The organism is Clostridium sp. (genome assembly GCF_029267215.1).
Taxonomy (GTDB): Bacteria; Bacillota; Clostridia; order Clostridiales; family Clostridiaceae; genus Sarcina.
Map to the genome: position 1 here is coordinate 24512 of NZ_JARIDH010000043.1, position 20255 is coordinate 44766.

General features: G+C 26.8%; 15 protein-coding genes and 1 pseudogene. 9 read left to right on the forward strand and 7 right to left on the reverse strand.

What is annotated here, in order from left to right; genetic code table 11:
* The first annotated feature begins 9 nt into the window (after nucleotides 1-9).
* Entirely contained in the window at nucleotides 10-1518 is a 1509-nt protein-coding gene (locus tag Q1K13_RS07915) for an ABC transporter permease subunit (protein WP_300349222.1), read from the forward strand.
* 17 nt (nucleotides 1519-1535) lie between these two features.
* Nucleotides 1536-2273 (forward strand): amino acid ABC transporter ATP-binding protein, encoded by a 738-nt coding sequence (locus tag Q1K13_RS07920; RefSeq protein WP_300349224.1) that lies wholly within the window; start codon nucleotides 1536-1538, stop codon nucleotides 2271-2273.
* 140 nt (nucleotides 2274-2413) lie between these two features.
* Here Q1K13_RS07920 and Q1K13_RS07925 read toward each other — a convergent pair whose 3' ends face one another.
* The 7 genes and pseudogenes from Q1K13_RS07925 to Q1K13_RS07955 all read right to left on the reverse strand — a co-directional run bounded on the left by Q1K13_RS07925 (nucleotide 2414) and on the right by Q1K13_RS07955 (nucleotide 8041).
* Nucleotides 2414-2719 carry a PadR family transcriptional regulator gene (locus Q1K13_RS07925; protein WP_300349227.1) on the reverse strand — a complete coding sequence of 102 codons (306 nt, stop codon included), beginning with the start codon at nucleotides 2717-2719 and terminating at the stop codon, nucleotides 2414-2416.
* Between the two features lie 318 nt (nucleotides 2720-3037).
* Nucleotides 3038-4375: a lipid II:glycine glycyltransferase FemX gene (locus Q1K13_RS07930; RefSeq protein ID WP_300349230.1), complete on the reverse strand. Its 1338-nt coding sequence runs from the start codon at nucleotides 4373-4375 to the stop codon at nucleotides 3038-3040.
* A 162-nt stretch (nucleotides 4376-4537) separates the two neighbouring features.
* The gene (locus tag Q1K13_RS07935) at nucleotides 4538-5671 is read right to left on the reverse strand and encodes an RNA-guided endonuclease InsQ/TnpB family protein (RefSeq protein ID WP_366522625.1); all 1134 of its coding nucleotides are present in this window, start codon (nucleotides 5669-5671) and stop codon (nucleotides 4538-4540) included.
* Nucleotides 5643-6272 (reverse strand): annotated as a pseudogene (locus tag Q1K13_RS07940) (IS607 family transposase). Before Q1K13_RS07940 ends, Q1K13_RS07935 begins: the two are co-directional and overlap by 29 nt.
* A 317-nt stretch (nucleotides 6273-6589) precedes the next feature.
* Nucleotides 6590-6763, reverse strand: a complete 174-nt coding sequence (locus Q1K13_RS07945; protein ID WP_300349236.1) for a hypothetical protein — start codon at nucleotides 6761-6763, stop codon at nucleotides 6590-6592.
* A gap of 67 nt (nucleotides 6764-6830) precedes the next feature.
* A complete protein-coding gene (locus Q1K13_RS07950) occupies nucleotides 6831-7160 on the reverse strand; it encodes a TIGR01906 family membrane protein (protein WP_300349239.1) in 330 nt (109 codons plus the stop codon).
* A gap of 203 nt (nucleotides 7161-7363) precedes the next feature.
* Nucleotides 7364-8041, reverse strand: coding sequence for a YesL family protein (locus tag Q1K13_RS07955; RefSeq protein ID WP_300349242.1), 678 nt, complete (start codon nucleotides 8039-8041; stop codon nucleotides 7364-7366).
* Nucleotides 8042-8381: 340 nt separating this feature from the next.
* Between Q1K13_RS07955 and Q1K13_RS07960 the strand changes: the two genes are divergently transcribed.
* From Q1K13_RS07960 to Q1K13_RS07990, 7 genes are all read left to right on the forward strand, one after another.
* Entirely contained in the window at nucleotides 8382-10121 is a 1740-nt protein-coding gene (locus Q1K13_RS07960; protein ID WP_300349246.1) for a sensor histidine kinase, read from the forward strand.
* A 1-nt stretch (nucleotide 10122) separates the two neighbouring features.
* Complete coding sequence (locus Q1K13_RS07965; RefSeq protein WP_300349248.1) at nucleotides 10123-11649, forward strand: response regulator transcription factor; 1527 nt, start codon at nucleotides 10123-10125, stop codon at nucleotides 11647-11649.
* Nucleotides 11650-12026: 377 nt separating this feature from the next.
* Nucleotides 12027-12995, forward strand: a complete 969-nt coding sequence (locus Q1K13_RS07970) for an ABC transporter permease (protein ID WP_300349250.1) — start codon at nucleotides 12027-12029, stop codon at nucleotides 12993-12995.
* A gap of 16 nt (nucleotides 12996-13011) precedes the next feature.
* Nucleotides 13012-13968 (forward strand): carbohydrate ABC transporter permease, encoded by a 957-nt coding sequence (locus Q1K13_RS07975; RefSeq protein WP_300349252.1) that lies wholly within the window; start codon nucleotides 13012-13014, stop codon nucleotides 13966-13968.
* A 180-nt stretch (nucleotides 13969-14148) separates the two neighbouring features.
* Entirely contained in the window at nucleotides 14149-17286 is a 3138-nt protein-coding gene (locus tag Q1K13_RS07980) for an alpha-mannosidase (RefSeq protein WP_300349254.1), read from the forward strand.
* Nucleotides 17287-17546: 260 nt separating this feature from the next.
* Nucleotides 17547-18995: an ABC transporter substrate-binding protein gene (locus Q1K13_RS07985; protein WP_300349256.1), complete on the forward strand. Its 1449-nt coding sequence runs from the start codon at nucleotides 17547-17549 to the stop codon at nucleotides 18993-18995.
* A gap of 354 nt (nucleotides 18996-19349) precedes the next feature.
* Nucleotides 19350-20243, forward strand: a complete 894-nt coding sequence (locus Q1K13_RS07990) for an ROK family protein (RefSeq protein ID WP_300349258.1) — start codon at nucleotides 19350-19352, stop codon at nucleotides 20241-20243.
* Nucleotides 20244-20255 lie beyond the last annotated feature (12 nt).

Below are 20255 nucleotides of genomic sequence, written 5' to 3' on the forward strand. Positions count from 1 at the left end.
AGTGAGCGAATGAAGAAGAAAGTAATGTTATTATTTCTAACAATAAGCATTTTTATGGCGGTGTTTATAGGCTGTAAAAATAATAGCAATAATATTCAAAAAAATAATTATAATAAAGAAAAAATAACAGTAGCAACTTCAGGGACATATTACCCGTTTACTTTTCTAGAAGGTGGAAAACTTAAGGGATTTGAAGTTGATGTATGGAATGAGATAGGAAAGAGATTAAATTATGATGTTGAATTTAAAACTGCCTCTTTCAGTGGTCTTTTTGGTATGCTTGAAAGTGGAAAGGTTGACACAATAGCTAACCAAATTACTATAACACCTGAAAGAGAAGATAAATATTATTTCTCAAATCCAGATGTATATAGTGGAGCTCAAATAATAGTTAAAAAGGGAAATGATAAAATAAAATCTTTTGAAGATTTAAAAGGGAAAAAAGTTGGAGTAGACCTTGGAAGCAACTATGAAAAAATTGTAAAAGATAAAGACAAAAATGGAGAAATAAAAGTTTTAACATATCAGAATACAGATGCAGCCTTCAATGAGCTTTTGCTTGGAAGAATTGATGCTGTTGTAATAGATAGAATATCGGCCTTAACTGCAATAAAAGAAAAAAATCTAAATCTACAGTTAGCAGGAGAACCTATAGATAATATAGAAAATGCTTATCCATTTATTAAAAATGATAAGGGAAAGGCATTGTCAGAAGAGGTTAATAAGGCTTTAAATGAGATGAAAAAGGATGGAACTCTTAAAAATATTTCAGAAAAATGGCTTGGAATGAATGTAACTGTCAAAAATAATAAGGAAACTTCTAATAAATTAGGAATAAATAATGAAGTAAAAAATCTAAGTTTTGATTTTATGTATTCCTTAGAATTGGTTCCAACTTTACTAAAGGCTGTTAAAGTGACCATATCATTATCAGTTTTTGGTATGATACTTGGATTAATAGTTGGAATAGCCCTTGCAATAACAAGGATTTATAAAGTGCCAGTATTAAAACAATTAGCTGAAATTTACATATCATTTTTTAGAGGAACACCACTTTTAGTACAATTATTTTTATTATACTTTGGAATACCTCAAATTATACCAGCGCTTCAAAATATGAGTGCATATGTAGCGGCTTTAATAGGATTAGGACTAAATGCATCAGCCTACATAGCAGAAATTTTAAGAAGTTCAATAGATGCTATAGATAAGGGACAAATGGAAGCAAGTCTTTCATTAGGAATGACTAGAGGGCAAGCTTTAAAAAGAATAGTGTTGCCACAAGCATTAAGGATTGCAGTTCCTCCTTTAGGAAATATATTTGTAGATACAGTAAAAGGATCATCATTAGCATTCACTTTAGGGGTGGTAGAACTTTTAGCTAAGGCTCAAATGGAAGCTGCAACAAGTTATAAGTTTTTTGAAAGTTATGTTGTAGTAGCTATTATGTATTGGATAATTATAGGCTTCTTTAACTATTTACAAAAAATTTTAGAGAAGAAACTTTCAGTTTATTAGTAAAGGGGAGAGAAGTAATGATAAAGGTTAAGAGTTTGAAGAAAAGTTATAAAAATTTAGAGGTATTAAAAGATGTAAATTTAGAAGTTAAAAAAGGAGAAGTAGTTGTTATAATAGGTCCTTCAGGTTCGGGAAAATCAACATTTTTAAGATGTTTAAATTATTTAGAAACTCCTGATAAAGGAGAAATACAAGTTGGAGATATTAAACTTAATGCTGAGAGTGTTAGTAAAAAAGAAATAAATAAATTAAGAAAACAATCAGCCATGGTTTTTCAGAATTATAATTTATTTAATAATAAAACTGTACTTCAAAATGTTACTGAAGCATTAATTGTAGTAGATAAAATGGATAAGGATAAAGCTTTAAAAATAGCTTTAGAGAATCTTAAAAAAGTAGGAATGCTTGATAAAAAAGATAATTATCCAAACACATTGTCAGGGGGGCAGAAACAGAGGGTTAGTATAGCAAGAGCCATGGCAATAAATCCTAATGTTACTCTTTTTGATGAGCCGACATCAGCTTTAGACCCAGAGTTAGTAGCTGAAGTTTTAGCTGTAATAAAAGAATTGGCAGATGAGCATAAAACAATGATAATTGTAACTCATGAGATGAGTTTTGCTAGAGATGTAGCAGATAGAGTAATATTTATGGATGGAGGAGTAGTTGTTGAAGAGGGGACTCCAAATGAAATTTTTAAAAATCCCAAAAATGAAAGAACAAAACAATTTTTAGAAAGATTTATAGTAAGTTAAAAACTGGTGGATTAATTCCGCCAGTTTTTCTGTTTAGGTTAAATGTAAATTTTCTTTTTATGTTTAATCTTTTGGTTTTAAATACTTAAAATATATTTTTCTTTGAAAAATAAAAATATATGGTATTTATGTTAAAGAAATTAATTGATTTCTTTAAATAATTCAAAGGCTTTAGTTTTAGCTTCTTCAAGAATTTCATTACCTTCATTTGTTAAGCTATAATATTTTCTTATTTTACCATCAATAAGTTTATCTTTTCTTAATAAAAGACCATCTCTTTCCATGTTGTGAAGAATAGGATAAAGAGTACCAGGACTCATAGAATATCCATGGTCATGAAGTTCTTCAATCATTTGAGAACCAAAGAAAGGTTCTACTTTTGCATGATGTAAAATATGAATGTGAATAAAACCTAAAAAGAGTTTTCTTAAGACTTTTTCTTGCATTGGGTCATCTCCTAAAATATATGTATATAAATTCGATATCGAAAACAGATAATTTAAAATAGTTTCCATTATATTATACTATTTATTATTTTAAAATCAAAAGATTAATATACATTATTATGGTGCAAATTAGCCTATAAGAATGAATTAGAGTGATTCACTTTAATAATGTAAAGCATAAAGGTATATTATGAGTAAATAGAGTACATATTGAATAGAAAAAAGTAAGTTTTATGATAAAGTTGTTTTTATACATGACCTTAGTTCATAATAAAGACGAACTCATATAAAAAAGAGTGCAAATTTGCACTCTTTTTCTTATTGTTTTTTATTCATTATAGCATTTCTTATTTTCTTAAATTGTGGGAATGCTTTTTTGTAAAGTGTATAGATTCCATTATCTACAACAATATCAAATTCACCTATGAATTCTACGAAATTACCGTTAAATCCTTTTTTGAATTTATAAAGTCCATATAATGGGTTTTCTGGATTTAAGTCTCCTGAAACTCCTCTAAAGTCGTAAACATCACAGCCTAAATCAACAGAATCGCATATCATAGCCCATTGCATAGCAAAGTTAGGCATTGTATCTCTTAATACATTTTCTGATGCTCCGTAAAGATACCATGCTTTATTTCCGTAGTAAAGATAAATTGAACCAGAAAGATAAATTTCTTGTCCTTTGAATGGTTCAATATCAGAAAGTTTTTTATTGAATCCTTCTATTTGTCTTTCAGCTTCTTTCATTCTCTTATCTTGGTCATTTATTTTCTTTTCGATTCTTGATTTCTTATCTTCATCAGTTTCAGCTTCAAACTTAACTTTTAGTTCTTCTATTTTATTAATAGCTTTAATTTTAGCATCCTCTTGTTTCTTTAACTTTTCTGATAATCTGTTAAAGTCATTTTCGTAGCTATATTTAACCATATATAATCTACAGTGAGGGTATAAGAAATCTATCATATCCTTAAAATATTCTCTATGTCTAACTAAGAAGTTATCTCTCTTACCAGTAGTAACCATGATTTCATGGAATCTATCTAATACATCTTCATTTAAAGTTTCTTTATCATAAACTTCAACTGATAGTCCTCTTTCTTCAGCAACTTTGATATTATATCTAGTTTTGCTTGAGAATTTTTTAAATACAGATTTTTTTATATCCATTTTTTCCCCTTCTGTTGGAAGTGGAAGTCTGAATACAAAGTTTGGTTGGATTGCCTCAAAGTTTTTGCTGTCAGTATTTTTATATCCTAAGCTTTTTAAGAAGTTCTTTATTTCAGTTCCTTCTGAAAGACCCTCTTCATTTTCTTTTAAATGGATATCTGGATCTATTGTTATAAAGCTTATATTATTCTTTTTAGCAAAATCTCTTAGATACTCAGTAAATTCTATTAATAATTTTTTATTTGTATAATCACATGTAAAACTTCTTGGAATATATCCCATATATTTATTTATGTATGGGGCTTTTCTTAAAAGTATTGTAGCTGTTATAACTACATTGTTTTCATTATCATATCCAGCTATAAATTTTGATTTCCAATCTTTTTTTAATTCCGCCCAATAAGAAGTTTGGAATATGTGACCTTTTCTATTAGATTCATTAAATTTATCAATTTCTGATGAACTTATTTCTACAAATTTATACAATTTAGTTTCCTGCTACTCAAAATATGGTCAAATGTATCCATATCGAGATTATTCCTTTTTCATAGAGCCTCGCCTTGCCTAAGCTACTACGATTTTTTTATGGCTCTCCAAAGGCTTAAATTCCGAAGTTAGCCCTCCGTACATATATGAGTGCTTTTGATTTTAAGCTATCTTATATTTCTTAGCATTTTTAAGATTAATACTTGCATTTAAATCTCTATCAATAGTAATTCCACAATCACACCTATAAATTCTATCTTTAAGTTTTAAATCTTTCTTAACCTTTCCACATTGACTACAAGTCTTACTTGATGGATAAAATCTATCAACTATTCTAAGCTCTATATTATTTTGTTTACATTTAGAAGTTAATTTAGTTTTAAACTCAAAAAATTTCTGACTTGAAATAGCTTTAGATAAATGCTTATTCTTCATCATTCCTTTAACATTTAAATCTTCAATAGTTATATAGCTTGGTTTTTGCTTTATAATTGAAGATATGGTTTTATTTATATAATCAGTTCTTATATTTGTTAATCTTTGATGAAGCTTTTGTACTTTGACTACTTGTTTTTTGATATTTTGACTAGTAGCTCTCCCTTCTTTTATATTTTTATTTCTAATTTTCAAACTTTCATATTTCCTTGAAAGTTTTCTTTGTTCTATTTTTAACTTCTTTTCGATTTTCTTAATCTTTGAAGTTTTATTTATATTTTTAAATTTATTACCATTTGAAAATATTGCAAAATCCTTTATGCCTACATCAATCCCTATGCCCTCATTTGTTGGATTAGCCACTTTATAGTATCTATCAGCTTTTTGACTTACTGTTCCACTTTTAACTATTGAATTAGTGGGTATGTATCCAAACTCTTTAAACCTTACCCATCCAAGCGTAGGTATTTTGACTTTATGTCTTTCTAAAGTCCAATCAGTTTTATTATTCTTAGGAAAATAAGCTTTTACATCTTGATTTTTCTTTTTCTTAAATTTAGGAAATCCTTTAGTTTTCTTAAAAAAATCTTTAAATGCTTTGTCACCATTCATAATAGCTTGTTTAGTAGCTTTAGAAGATACTTCTTTAATCCACTTTTTATCTTGATTATTTGGCATATATTCGTTATTTAACCATTTAGAAAAATCCATACCACTTACAAATTTTCCTTCTTTCTCATAAACTTCTTTATTATGAGCAATATAAAAGTTATATATAAATCTTGATACACCAATAGTTCGGTGTATTTTAGATTTTTGTTCATCAGTTGGATTAATTTCTATTTTGTATGCCCTTTTCAACTTCTTCATCCTCTCTAATCTTCTTTTTATATTTTCTTAATCCATATATGCGACAACTAAAAATATGAAGTATTGAAATTATATCTTAAACTAATTCTTCTTGTGGTGAAAGACTTTCGTTATTAACTACTATAATTTTCACATTAAATTTAGCTAAAAATCTTTCAAACCATTCATAATCAAATCGAACAAATCTATCTTTATGAGCTATGATAATTGTACCAATCTCATTTGTCATACAACTATCAATAAGTTTATTCCATTTTTTTCGGTTATAATTAAATCCACTTCCTAAATCTTCAATAACTTCATCTACTATTATTCCTTTAGTATTAGCATATTGCCTAAGAAATTCTACTTGATTTTTTAAATCATCTTTTTGATTAGAGGTTGAAACTCTTGTATAAATAACAGTTTTTTTGTCAGTTTCTTCTTTTTGAATACCCTTATACTCAAGATATTGCTTATAAGTGTAATATCTTCTATTTGTAGGTGTTCTAAATGCTTTTAGTTTTTCTTCCACATCCCAACGTTGCAAAGTTCTAACTGAAACATTAATTAATTCTGCAAACTCATTTGGTTTATAGTTATTATTTTTCAAAACAATCACCTTTTGGCTATATTTTACTATAAATAACTATATTTACCTATATTTTTATCGACTATTAATTTCTCCTTAAACTTCATCAGTTCTAAACTTTATATATTAAAATGCAATAAGTATATTGTAATATGAAATAATTTTCTATTCAAGTACAACATTACTATTATATAGGAATGATGATGGTTTATGTAATTTTTGAAAAAAGATGAGTGTAAAAATAGAGTGATTTTTAAGGATAGAATAAAGAAGGTATTCTTTTTATTATTTTTCATATTGAAACAATGATTTATTTGAACAATAAAAAAGGGATTAGTTTATACTAACTCCCTTGAACTGTTTATATTACACCATTTTCTTCTCCACTTATTATATATTTTTTCAGCTTCTAAAATGTCTGTTTTAAATCTTCTAGAAAATAGTTTAATAGCTTCTGATTTGTTTATTCTAATAATTTCATCATCAAAAAAATCTTTGAATTTATTGTCCATAAAATCACCTCTAAATTATATGCATAAATAGTAGTATTAAATTCCAATGATAAAAATCTTAAGAACTTTAAATAAACTTAGGACTTTCTGAAAAATTTTTACTAATCCTTTTTTTCTTATTTTTAACATGGGTATAAAATATTTTCGATGTTATTGAAAATATCATTTCTATAAGTAAAATAAAAATTGCCAAAAATAAAAAATAAGATTCAGGTAAAATATTTATTAGTTGATCTTTTTTAGGATCAAATATCCAGTAGTTATTATTGAAAATTATTTTATGGAATAAAATAAAGATTTTCGAGAAGTTTAAGTAAAAGCTTAAGATTAAACTAATAAAAATAAATAAAACTTCATAGAAAAAAATATTTAAAGTTTTTTTATAATAAAAAAACATAATTCCACTTTCGATTCAATACTAACTATTATTTAATAACTTTTCAATATAATATGTTTAAATGCTTATATTTTATGTAAAATTGATAATTTAAAATAATAACAAAATCTTTTTTTATTAAAAGATTTTGTTATGTTAAATTTAATTCACAAATATTTAATATATTATGAAATTAAATTACTATGAGAGACTGTTTTGATAATTTAAGTTTGATTACTTTTTTCTTCTAGATTTTCTAAAAGATTTTTATTTAATAACATTACTAAAAATGAGGCTATACTTCCCATAAATATTACTGTGGTTCCTGGGCTTATTTCAAATAATATCAATGTAAATAAGAATATAAGTACATTTCCAATTGAAATTAATGGCTTTGTGAAAGTTAAAATTACACTGGCTCTTAATATTTCTATTGAGTTCATAGAGAATCTTGATATCAAAACAAATATATAAGTAGTAGTTAATAATGTAATTATTAAAAATCCTATGAATAAGGAACTTAAAATTAAATTATAGTAAGTTGTTGAGAAAAATCTTAAGTTAAAGCTTAATAAAAAAATTAAAAGAAGCTCTAAAGACCACATTATAGTTGATTGTTTAAAGTTATATTTAAGCCCTTTTTTTAAATCTTCTATTAAAGATATATCTTTGTATTTAATAAGTTTCCTCATACAATAAAGCAAGGTAGTAAAACTTGCCCCAAAAGGTATTAATGAAATTAAAAATAATGGTAAATAAGTTGTTACATTTCTAAGACCAATAAACATAAAGAATAAAATTACTGGTATATTTAATACTATAAAGAATATATTAAGCATAAAAAACCAGAAAATATAATTAAACAGGGTTAGTATTTTTTCAAGGTTAAAAAATTCACTCATTTTAATCACTCCATAAATAAATGTAATGGTTTAAATTTATAAATATAGTTTAAAATAAGTGAATTTTAAAAACAATTAAATATGCGTTAATTTTATAAAAACAATAAAAAATACAATAAAACAATAAAATGTTATATTTTATACTATTTTACTGAGTTTTAAGTTAAGTTTGGATAAAAAATTATGTTAGGAAGATTAATAAAGGATTGCAGTTTAAAAGTAAGTTAAGTTGTGAAAAGTTCATTAAATTAAAAAAGGATAAAGGGGTATAGGTATATAAGATGTTTTATCCGCTTATGTATTAAATTAGAACAAGAGAGAGGGCAAAGGGAGAAAACTAATGAAATTTAGTAAGTCAAATTTATATAGAAGATTATTTATAACATATACATTAGTAATATTGTCTGTTGTAAGCATTTTATATGTATATTTTCTTAGGAAAACAGGAGAAGAGGTTAAGAAAAACAATCTATACATAAATGAGAAAATATTACAGGATGTAAATGAGAATTTAGAGTATGACAATAATACTTCTAAAACAATTATGAGTATGCTCTATGAAGATGAATTTAGATTAAATGATGTTATAAAATATTTGAATAGTGATCTTATGGATTATATAAAAACAAAACTTGATTATTATAGTAAAAGCGATAAGTTTTATTATAATGGTGTAGAAAATTTTGTTAAAGGATCTTTTAAAATTAATAGTTATTTGAAAAATATATCCTTTGTAAGTTATTCAAGAAATGAAGTTTCTGTTTTTAATAGAAAGGGAGAAATAAAAACACATCCTTTTAATTTAAAAACTTTTTTAGATAATGGAGAAATCAATAAAATTATACATAACAAAAATGAAATAAGCACAATAAATGAAATTAAGGATCCAAATTCTTTAAAACCCTATGGAAATCTTATAGCCACTTACCATATAGGTATAATAGATAATATTTTAAAAAAATATAATGATACTCTTTCAGAGGTTTTAATTTTAAGTTCTGATGGAATGGTTTTATATGATTCAAGTGGAACTTATGATTATGAAGAATACCCATATTTTAAAAAGTTAAAAATGGGACATAAAGAAATTCTCTTAGAAGATGATTATTATGTAGATATGTTACCAAATAATAATGGATTAATATCTATTGTTAGAATAAAAGCTAGTTATGCAAATAGAATACCCTTAGTATTTAAAATTTCTGCTTTTTTAGTGAGTTTAGCTTTATTTATACTAGCTGAGTGTATTTTATTCTTAAAGATTAAAAAGTTAAGTGAAAGAATGGATGAACTTGTATTAGCAATGGAAAGGGTTGAAAAAGGGGATATAGATGTTTATATTCCTTTAAGTAATGACAAAGATGAAATCACATTTATTGCAGAGAATTTTAATAAAATGTGTGGAAAACTAAATGATCACATAAAGAAAAGTTACTTAGCAGAGCTTCATCAAAGAGAAGCTGAAATAATAGCCCTTCAAAATCAAATTAATCCACATTTTCTATATAATACTTTAGAGTCAATAAGAATGAAAGCTATTTGTAATGGGGATAAAGAAGTTGGAAAAATGCTTTATAGTTTAGCATTTTTATTTAGAAGTCAAGTTAAAGGAAATCTTATAGTTTCAATTGACCAAGAAATAAAATATTGCAATAAATATCTTGAGCTTTTCAAGTTTAGATATGATGAAAAATTTAAATTTACAATAGACTGTGAAGAAGATCTATATGATAAGGGGATTATTAAATTTACACTGCAACCTTTAATAGAAAATTACTTTGTTCATGGTATTAGATTAGAAAGAGATAATAATGAACTTAAAATTTTTATCTACAAATATTTAAATGAGGTTGTTGTAGAAATAATAGATAATGGAAGAGGTATTCCTAAGAAGAAATTAGATGATATAAATAGAAAGATAAGAGGGGAAGAACATTCAAATAAATCCATAGGAATGCTAAATGTTCATGAGAGAATAAAAATAAAATATGGAAATTCTTATGGTTTAACTGTTACTAGTGAAGAGAATAAGGGAACTAATATGATACTTAGATTCCCTATGGAAGAGGGGGAAGAGTAATATGTACAAAGTTATGTTAGCTGATGATGAAAATTTAATTTTACAAGGACTTGAAAATATTATTGAATGGGAGGAATTAGGCTTAGAAATTATTAATAAGGCTAGCAATGGAAAAGAAGCAATAGAAATGTTTAAGGAAAAACCAGTTGATATTGTGGTTACAGATATAAATATGCCTCAAGTTACAGGACTTGATTTACTTAAAGAACTAAGGAAGATTAATTCAGATGTTAAATTTATAATATTAAGTGGATATGATGATTTTTCTTATGCTAAGAAGGGTATAGAATTAGGTGTTGAAAATTATATTTTAAAGCCTATAGATGAGGAAGAATTAGAAAAAACATTAAGAAACACCATAAGCAAAATAGATTTAGAGAGAAAAGAGAATAAATCAAAATTAGGGAAACATAATTTCCTTATTAAGCTTATAAAAGGTAAATTAAGTGAGAAAGAATTAGAAGTAAATAAAGAAAATTTCCACGTTGATTTTAATAACTCAAAAATGTATTCTTTATGTATCATAAATACTAGGAGTAGGTATGATAGTGAAGAAATGCTCCATGCTATAGTTGATGTCATTAATGACAATACAACAAATAATTTTGAAACAATATACACTTTAGATGAGGAGATTATATTAATAAATGCCTGGGATGACAAAATATCTAAGGAAAAAGTAAAAGATTATTATGAAAAATTAAAAGAAATAATAATAAATAAACATAGAATAAATGTTTTTCTAAGTGTAGGAGACCTAGTAGAAAATATTTATAATATAAGTGAAAGTTTTAAAGAAGCTAATAATTTAAAGAAGTATGTTCTTACTTTAGGATATAATAAATGCATTTCATTAGAGGATGTTAAGGATATTAATGAAAATGTAATTAATTTTTCAAAAATATTAGATAAATTAAATAAAAGAATTATTGCTAAGGATATTGATGGAGCAGAAAATATCATTGAGGAAGCAATGGAAGATAAGAGTTTAACACCTAGAAATATATATGATTTATCAGTTAAAATTTTATTTTTAATAGATAAAGTTGTAGAAGAATTTAAGGTTGAAAAGCAATATTCAGGAAATAGTTTAGGAGATGAAATTGTAGCTTTATGTAGTGAAGATACAAGAGAAGATATTAAAACTTTATTATGTAGTGAAGTGAGAGAAGTTATTGAGCTTATGCATCCAACTACTATAAAATATAGCCCAGTAATTCAGCAGATTATAAGTTATGTTAATGAAAATTATTATGAAGAGATAAGTCTTAAAACTTTAGCACAAAAATACAATATAAATACTTCTTATTTAGGACAAGTATTTACTAAAGAAGTTGGTTGTTCATTCTCAGAGTATTTAAATAAGACTAAAAATATAAAGGCTAAAGAGTTGATTTTAAATACAAACATGAAAATTAATGATATAGCTAAGAAGGTTGGTTATTTAGATACTAGCTATTTTTATAGAAAGTTTAAGAAGTATTATGGAGTCTGTCCATCAACTCTTAGAAACATTAAAAACTATTAATCTTTACTAAAATAGTATATTAAATAAATTACTGGTGAAAATTATATGAAATTTTTACCTATTTATATAGAGATAAGAATAAAAACTATATATTTTTAGTAGGTCTTAAGGATAGCTAGAATAAACACTATTTAAAAACAGAGCCTAAAGAAAAAAGACTTTGAAAAGGAGAATTTTACTCAGTTTAAGAGTAGAATTCTCTTTTTTTAATATACAAATTATATATTTTATGGACATTCTATTGGTATCTTAGAATTCATAAATTAGTAATTGAAATTTATACAGTAAAACTAAATATTTTCAACTTTTCCACTAATAAATAAGGTGCTAATATTTAGAATATAAGAAACGTTTACAACAAAAAGGAGGAAGAAAGTGTGAATAGTAAAGCAAAAAAGCTTCCGAAAGAGAAGCTTACAATGAAAGACAGAATGAAACGTTTTAAAAACAATAAAGAATTATTACTATTAACTATACCAGGAGCAATATGGTTTTTAGTTTTTGCATATTTGCCAATGTTTGGAGTGGTTGTAGCATTTAAAAGATGGAGAATTCATGGAGGATTCTTTGAAAGTTTATTTAATAGTAAATGGGTTTGGTTTGATAACTTTAAATTTCTATTCAAAAGTAGTGATGCTTGGCTAATAACTAAAAATACAGTTTTATATAACATGGTATTTATAGTATTAGGAATATTACTTCCAGTAACATTAGCAATATTATTAAATGAATTAATAAATAAAAAGTTAGCAAAGTTCTATCAAAGTAGTATGTTCTTACCATATTTCTTATCTTGGGTTGTTGTAAGTTATTGTTTATATGCATTCTTAAGCCCAGAAAAAGGATATATAAATGGACTTATAGAAGCAATGGGTGGAGAAGGTATTTCTTGGTACACAGAACCAAAATATTGGCCATTTATTATAATCTTTATGAGTCAATGGAAAGCAGTTGGATACGGAACTGTAGTTTATTTAGCTTCAATATGTGGAATAGATAAGAGTTACTACGAAGCTGCAATGATTGATGGAGCTACTAAGTTCCAACAAATTAAATATATAACTCTTCCTTTATTAAAACCAGTAATGATTATAATGTTTATAACTTCAATTGGCGGTATGTTTAGAGGAGATCTAGGTCTGTTCTATCAATTACCAAAGGATTCAGGTGCTTTATATCCTGTAACAAACGTAATAGATACCTATGTATATAGAGGTCTTATGAACTTAGGAGATATTGGTATGAGTTCAGCAGCAAGTTTATATCAATCATTTGTTGGATTAATACTTATAGTAACTTCTAATGCCATAGTAAGAAAAGTAGATGAAGAAAATGCATTCTTCTAAAAAGGTGGTGTAATGTGTGTTAGAAACTTTTAAAGAAAAAAGATTGAAAAAGAAATTAGAGCCTAAAGAAGTTCCAAGTAAATTTAATTCTATATCAAAGAAAAATAACTTCTTATTAAACGTGTTATTTTCAATATTAGCTTTCTTAGCAATAATGCCATTTATATTTGTTATGGCTATATCATTAACTGATGAAAAATCATTACAGCTAAATGGATATAGATTTATACCAAAAGAATGGAGCTTGGAAGCTTATAAATATATATTTACAGGTGGTAGTCAGATAATAAAATCATATGGTGTAACAATAACAGTAACTATACTTGGTACATTAATTGGATTAGCTATCATGTCAATGTATGGATATGTTTTATCAAGAAAAAGTTTTGCTTACAGAAAATTCTTTACAAAATTAATATTTATACCAATGTTATTTTCAGGTGGTATGGTTGCTTCATACTTAGTAGTTACAAAATTTTTAGGATTTAAGAATACAATATGGGCATTAATACTTCCAATGTGTGTAAGTTCATTCCATATAATCATACTTAGAACCTTTTTTAAAACATCAGTACCAGATGCCATCATAGAATCAGCTAAGATAGATGGAGCATCAGAGTTTACATTATTCTTAAGAATAGTATTGCCTATATCTTTACCAGGTATTGCGACTATAGGATTATTCTTAACACTAGGATATTGGAATGACTGGTTCAATGCTATGTTATATATTGATGAACCAAACTTAATACCTTTACAATATTTATTAATTAGATTAGAAAACTCAATGGAGTTTTTAGCAAACAATGCAACTCAACTTGGAGCCAATGCAATTGAAGCTACTAAAAACATGCCAAAAGATACTGCGAAGATGGCAATAGTTGTTATTTCAACTCTACCAATAATATTTGCTTATCCATTCTTCCAAAGATACTTTGTAAATGGATTAACAATTGGAGCAGTTAAAGAGTAATAAAATAGAGTGATATTTTAAAAGGTCTGTGTCAAAGGCACTTAAATAAAACTTATAAATATATTTTGAGTATTACTGAATTTTACTAAGAATTTATAAGTTTTATTATTTAAGCTTGTGATACAGTCCTTTTTTAGAGATAGAAAGCGATTAAAGAATTAAAAGAAGGAGAAAATGATTATGAGATTTATATCAGAAAGAATAAGAAAAACTTATGAAGAAATAGGAAAATATGTTTATTCTAAAACATTAAATATAGATAATTATAAATTTATTTCAGGAAAATATGATAATATTGATGAAATAAAAAATGCACCTGAAAATGGATGGAGAGATTTTAAAACAGGAGATCTTTGGGGAGAAGAGAGTCATGGATGGTTTAAGACTAGTGTAACAATTCCAGAGAATTTTGAGGGAGAAACAGTTGCATTAAGTTTTCACACTTTTTTAGGAGATTGGGACAACACAACAAACCCACAATTTATTCTTTATATAAATGGAGAGCATATACAAGGGTTAGATGTAAATCACAAAGAAACCATATTAACTCACAATGCAAAGGCTGGAGAGGTTTATAATATAGATTTACATGCTCATATTGGAAGAATAGAAGGAAAAAAATCTACTTTACATGGTAAATTAGTAGTTATAGATGAAGAAGCTAGAAAATTATACTTTAACTTAAGTGTTCCTCACATAGTAGCAACTAAGTTACATAAAGAAGATAAAAGAAGAATAGATATGTTAAATGTGTTAAATGACACAATTAACTTAATAGATTTAAGAAGACCTTTTACTAAAGAATATCATGAAAGTTTAAAGGTGGCTAATAAATATATAGAAGATAATTTCTATAATAAGATGTGTGGTCATGAAGATATGGTGGCAACTTGTGTTGGACATACTCATATAGATGTTGCTTGGCTTTGGACAGTAGCACAGACTAGAGAGAAAGTTGCAAGAAGTTTTTCAACAGTATTAAAACTTATGGAAGAGTATCCAGAATATATTTTCATGTCATCTCAACCACAGCTTTATAAATTTTTAAAAGAAGACCATCCAAAGGTTTATGAAAAGGTTAAAGAAAAGGTTAAAGAAGGTGTTTGGGAACCAGAGGGAGCTATGTGGCTTGAGGCTGATTGTAACGTAACTTCAGGAGAATCTTTAATAAGACAGATTTTACATGGAAAAAGATTTTTTAAAGAAGAATTCAATGTTGATAATGAAATACTTTGGCTTCCAGATGTTTTTGGATATTCAGCAGCACTTCCTCAAATATTAAAGAAATCAGATGTTAATTACTTTATGACAACTAAGATTTCTTGGAACCAGTTTAATAAAATGCCTTATGATACATTTATGTGGAAAGGAATAGATGGAACAGAGATTTTAACACACTTTATAACAACAACTTACCCAGACCAAGATCCATTTAAAGAAACAATGACAACTTATTGTGGTAATATTCACCCAGGGTCAATAATGGGAGCATGGAATAGATATCAACAAAAGGATATAAATAATGATGTTTTAGTTGCTTTTGGATTTGGTGATGGTGGTGGTGGTGCTACCTATGAAATGCTTGAAAATAGTAAAAGACTTTCAAAAGGAATACCAGGGGCACCAAAGGTTAAGATAGGCAAGGCTAAGGATTATTTTAAAAAGTTAGAAGAAACAGTTGAAGGTAATAGAAAACTTCCTAAGTGGGTTGGAGAATTATATCTTGAGTATCATAGAGGAACTTATACTTCCATGGGAAGAAATAAGAGAGATAATAGAATTTGTGAAAATTTATATACTTCAGCAGAAAAATTTAATTCTATGGCTATGTGTTTAGGAAAAAATTACCCACTTTCTGATTTAAATAAGGCTTGGGAAACAATACTTTTAAATCAATTTCATGATATTTTACCTGGTTCATCAATTAAAGAGGTTTATGATGTAACAGAAAAAGAATATAAAGAATTAATTGAAAAAGGAAATGGATTTTTAGATTCAGCACTTGAAAAAATAACATCAGAGATAGACTTAAAAGAAAGAAGTGTAGTAGTATTTAATTCACTAGGATTTGAGAGAGATGATATTGCAACTTTTGAGGTGCCAGAAGATATAGAAAATCCTGCTGTTTTAGATGGAGAAGAGGAGATTATCTGCCAAAGAATTGAGGATGGAAAAAAAGCTATATTCTTTGCTAAGGGAGTACCTGCTAATGGATACAAAAGCTTCAATATAATAGAATCAACTAATATAAAAGATTTTGAAAATGTTTTATTAAGCCAAAGAGAAGGAGAAAATGACTTTATAAGAATTAAGTTTGATGAAAATGGAAATATATCTTCTTTATATGATAAGAGAGCTAATAGGGAAGTATTAAAAGTGGGTTATTTAGGAAATAGACTTGAAGCCTTTGAAGATAAACCTATGGAATACAGTAATTGGGATATAGATATTTACTATAAAGAGAAAATGTGGAACATTGATAAGTTAGAAAGTATTGAAGTTGTAGAAGAAGGACCAGTAAGAAGTACACTAAGAATAGAAAGAAAGTTTTTAGAGTCTAAGATTATTCAAAATATTTATATTTATAAAGATTTAGAAAGAATAGATTTTAATTCATATGTTGATTGGAAAGAGCATGAAATATTATTAAAAACTTCATTCCCAGTGGAATTAAATACAACGGAGGCAACTTATGAAATTCAATATGGAAATGTTAAGAGACCAACTCATAGTAATACATCATGGGATGAGGCTAGATTTGAAGTTTGTGGCCAAAAATGGGCTGACCTTTCAGAGGGGGATTATGGAGTTTCATTATTAAATAATTGTAAGTATGGACATGATATTCAAAATGGAGATATGAGACTTACTTTAATTAAATCAGGAACTCATCCTTTTGAAGAAACAGATCAAGAAGAACATTTCTTCACATATTCAATATACCCACATATGGGAACTTGGAAAGAGGGGAATACAGTTCAAAAAGCTTATGCACTTAACCAACCATTCTTTACTAAGGTATGTAAAGAAAATAAAGGAAAATTATCTAATACTTTAGGATTAGCTAAGGTTAATAGTGATAATGTGATTATTGAAGTTATTAAGAAAGCTGAAGATACAGACCATTTAATAGTTAGAATGTATGAATGTCATAATAGTAGAAGTAAAACTTCCTTAGAATTTTCAAGAGAAATAGAAGAGGCCTTTGAATGTAACCTAATGGAAAGAAATTTATGTGAGGCAGAAATAAAAGAAAATAAAATAAGTTTTACCATAAAACCATTTGAGATAAAAACATTTAAAGTTAAATTAAAATAATATATGCAATGCTCTTGAAATGCAAAAAAAAGTTAAAAAAACATGAGGATTTCCTCGTGTTTTTTATTTTTATATTAAATATTAAAATAACTAGTTAAAAGATTTTTAAAATAAATATTATTATAAAAATTTATATGTAGAGAATATCAAATAAATATGGAAAATATCCACTATAAAAAAGATTTTATAGAATTTATAATAAAAATGTAAACGATATTAAGGGATTAAAAACGAAGGTTTAAAATGGAGGGAAAAACAATATGTTAAAATTTAAAAAACTATTATTGTTAGCAACATGTTCAATGCTAACAACTTCAATTGCTTTAACTGGTTGTGGGTCAGAGAAAAGTGCATCTGCTAATGAAGGGGAAACAGTAAAATTAACTTGGTATACAATTGGACAGACACCAAAGGATTTAGAGCTTGTAGAAGATAAAGCAAATGAATATTTAAAAGAAAAAATAAATGCAACAATTGATATGAAATTCATAGACTATGGTGAATATACTCAGAAAATGGGAGTTATCATAAATTCAGGAGAATCTTATGATTTAGCATTCACTTGTTCATGGGCTAATCCATATTTAGAAAATGCAAGAAAAGGGGCTTTCTTAGAAATAGATGATTTAATAGAGTCAAAAGGACAAGATATGAAAAAAGTAATAGATCAAAGATTTTGGGATGGTGCCAAAATAGATGGTAAAACATATGCAGTTCCAAATCAAAAAGAAATTGGAGTTGCTCCTATGTGGGTATTCACTAAAGAATATGTGGATAAGTACAATATACCTTATGAAGAAATCCACAGCTTAAAAGATTTAGAGCCATGGTTAAAAGTTATAAAAGAAAAGGAACCAGATGTTACTCCTTTATACATAACAAAAGGTTTCTCAGCACCAGCTTACTTTGATCAATTAGTTGATCCATTGGGAGTTGAATATGATGATGAAAACTTAACAATAAAAAATATGTTTGAAACAGATAAAATGAAAGAAGAGTTAAATACTCTACAAGATTTTTATAATAAAGGATATATAAACAAAGACGCAGCCACAGCTAAAGATGATAAATCAGTTAAGAGATTAGTAACTAAAGCTGATGGACAACCTTATGCTGATGGTTTATGGTCAAAAGATTTAGGATATGATGTAGTTTCATCACCAATAATGAAAACTCATATTACTAATGGTTCAACTACAGGTTCTATGATAGCTATTTCTAAAACTTCAGAAAATCCAGAGAAAGCTATGGAGTTTTTAAATTTATTAAATACTGACGTATATTTAAGAAACTTACTTAACTATGGTATAGAAGGTACTCACTATGAAAAAACTGGAGATACTCAAATTAAGTTAACTTCAAAAGCTAAAGATTACTCAGTTGGATACTATACTTTAGGTAACTTATTCCTTACTTATACTTTAGACACTGAGCCAGTTGATAAGTGGAAAGAATTCGAAGCATTTAATAATGATTCAGTTCAATCACCAGCTTTAGGATTTAAATTTAATACTGAAAAAGTGAGTAGCCAAATAGCTGCAATAAATAACGTTCTTGAAGAATTTAAATCTGCAATTTATAGCGGATCAGTTAATGAGAGCGAATACTTAGATAAAATGAACAAAAAGTTAAAAGAAGTTGGATTAGATGATGTTCAAAAAGAAATGCAAAGTCAAATAGACGATTGGAAAGCTGAAAATAAAAAATAATTAGTTAAATAATTTAGTAAACTCTATGCAAAAGCATAGAGTTTACTTTTATAAAATTTAGGCTCTGTTTTAATACAGTATTGATTTTTAGACATTCCTTAAGACCTACTTAATTTTGCAGAGAGTTTCTATTGAATATTCCAGAATAATAGCTAAAGCGAAGAAACTCCCATAGGTCAAACAACTTCGCTTTTTAACGCTATTATTCTTCCATATTCAATGAAACTCTAAACTGCTTATTAAGATGGTCTTACATTCATATCTAAAATCAATACTAGCTTAAAATATAGCCGAAAATCAAAATAAATTAAAGGAGTAAAAAGATTTAAAAATATAAGTAGGAGGTATTATTAAATGAAAAAATATGTTGCCATTGATATTGGAGGTTCAAGCATAAAACATGCTCTTATGACTGAAAATGGAGATATACTGGAAAAAGGAAGTATAAAAACAGAGGGAAATGATATAAATTTATTCATAGAATCAATAGGAAAAGTTGTTGATTCATATAAAGAAAATAATGAGGTTAATGGATTAGCTTGTAGTTCACCAGGGGCTGTAGATGTCTACACGGGATTTGTAGGTGGTGGAAGTGCAGTAGATTGTATTCATGGTCCTAATATAAAAGAACTTTTAGAAAATAGAACTGGATTAAAGGTTTCAATAGAAAATGATGCAAATTGTGCAGGATTAGCTGAAGGATGGATTGGGGCTACTAAAGGAATAAAAAATTATGCCTGTGTTGTAGTTGGAACAGGTATAGGTGGATGTATTGTTATTAATGGAGAAATATTAAGAGGAAAACATCTTCATGGAGGAGAGTTTGGTTATATGTTTACTAGAGATAGTAAATCTAAAATAGATAATAATTGGAGTGAGGTTGCATCTACAAATGCTTTAGTTAATAGAGTTTCTAAGCTTAAGGGGATAGATAAGTCAAAACTTGATGGAAAGAAAGTATTTGAACTAGCTGAATCAGGAGATGAGGAAATAAAATTAGAAATAGATTCATGGTATATGGATTTAGCAAGAGGAATTTACAACATTCAATATATTGTAGACCCAGAAAAAATAGTATTAGGTGGAGCTATAAGTAATAGAGAAGGATTTGAGGATAAAATAAATGAAAAGCTTGCTTTATTAAAAGGGGGCCTGGCAACCTTAGATATTAAAGTTGAAAAATGTAAGTTTGAAAATGATTCGAATTTAATAGGTGCATTATATCATTTTCTTTATGTGAGTAAATAATATTAGGGAGAT

What these genes read in the sequence shown, in the direction of transcription:
- Q1K13_RS07990 (WP_300349258.1), top strand. Translation starts at nt 19,350, where the DNA reads ATGAAAAAATATGTTGCCATTGATATTGGAGGTTCAAGCATAAAACAT.
- Q1K13_RS07915 (WP_300349222.1), top strand. Translation starts at nt 10, where the DNA reads ATGAAGAAGAAAGTAATGTTATTATTTCTAACAATAAGCATTTTTATG.
- Q1K13_RS07980 (WP_300349254.1), top strand. Translation starts at nt 14,149, where the DNA reads ATGAGATTTATATCAGAAAGAATAAGAAAAACTTATGAAGAAATAGGA.
- Q1K13_RS07955 (WP_300349242.1), bottom strand. Translation starts at nt 8,041, where the DNA reads ATGAGTGAATTTTTTAACCTTGAAAAAATACTAACCCTGTTTAATTAT.
- Q1K13_RS07965 (WP_300349248.1), top strand. Translation starts at nt 10,123, where the DNA reads ATGTACAAAGTTATGTTAGCTGATGATGAAAATTTAATTTTACAAGGA.
- Q1K13_RS07950 (WP_300349239.1), bottom strand. Translation starts at nt 7,160, where the DNA reads ATGTTTTTTTATTATAAAAAAACTTTAAATATTTTTTTCTATGAAGTT.
- Q1K13_RS07985 (WP_300349256.1), top strand. Translation starts at nt 17,547, where the DNA reads ATGTTAAAATTTAAAAAACTATTATTGTTAGCAACATGTTCAATGCTA.
- Q1K13_RS07920 (WP_300349224.1), top strand. Translation starts at nt 1,536, where the DNA reads ATGATAAAGGTTAAGAGTTTGAAGAAAAGTTATAAAAATTTAGAGGTA.
- Q1K13_RS07960 (WP_300349246.1), top strand. Translation starts at nt 8,382, where the DNA reads ATGAAATTTAGTAAGTCAAATTTATATAGAAGATTATTTATAACATAT.
- Q1K13_RS07945 (WP_300349236.1), bottom strand. Translation starts at nt 6,763, where the DNA reads ATGGACAATAAATTCAAAGATTTTTTTGATGATGAAATTATTAGAATA.
- Q1K13_RS07925 (WP_300349227.1), bottom strand. Translation starts at nt 2,719, where the DNA reads ATGCAAGAAAAAGTCTTAAGAAAACTCTTTTTAGGTTTTATTCACATT.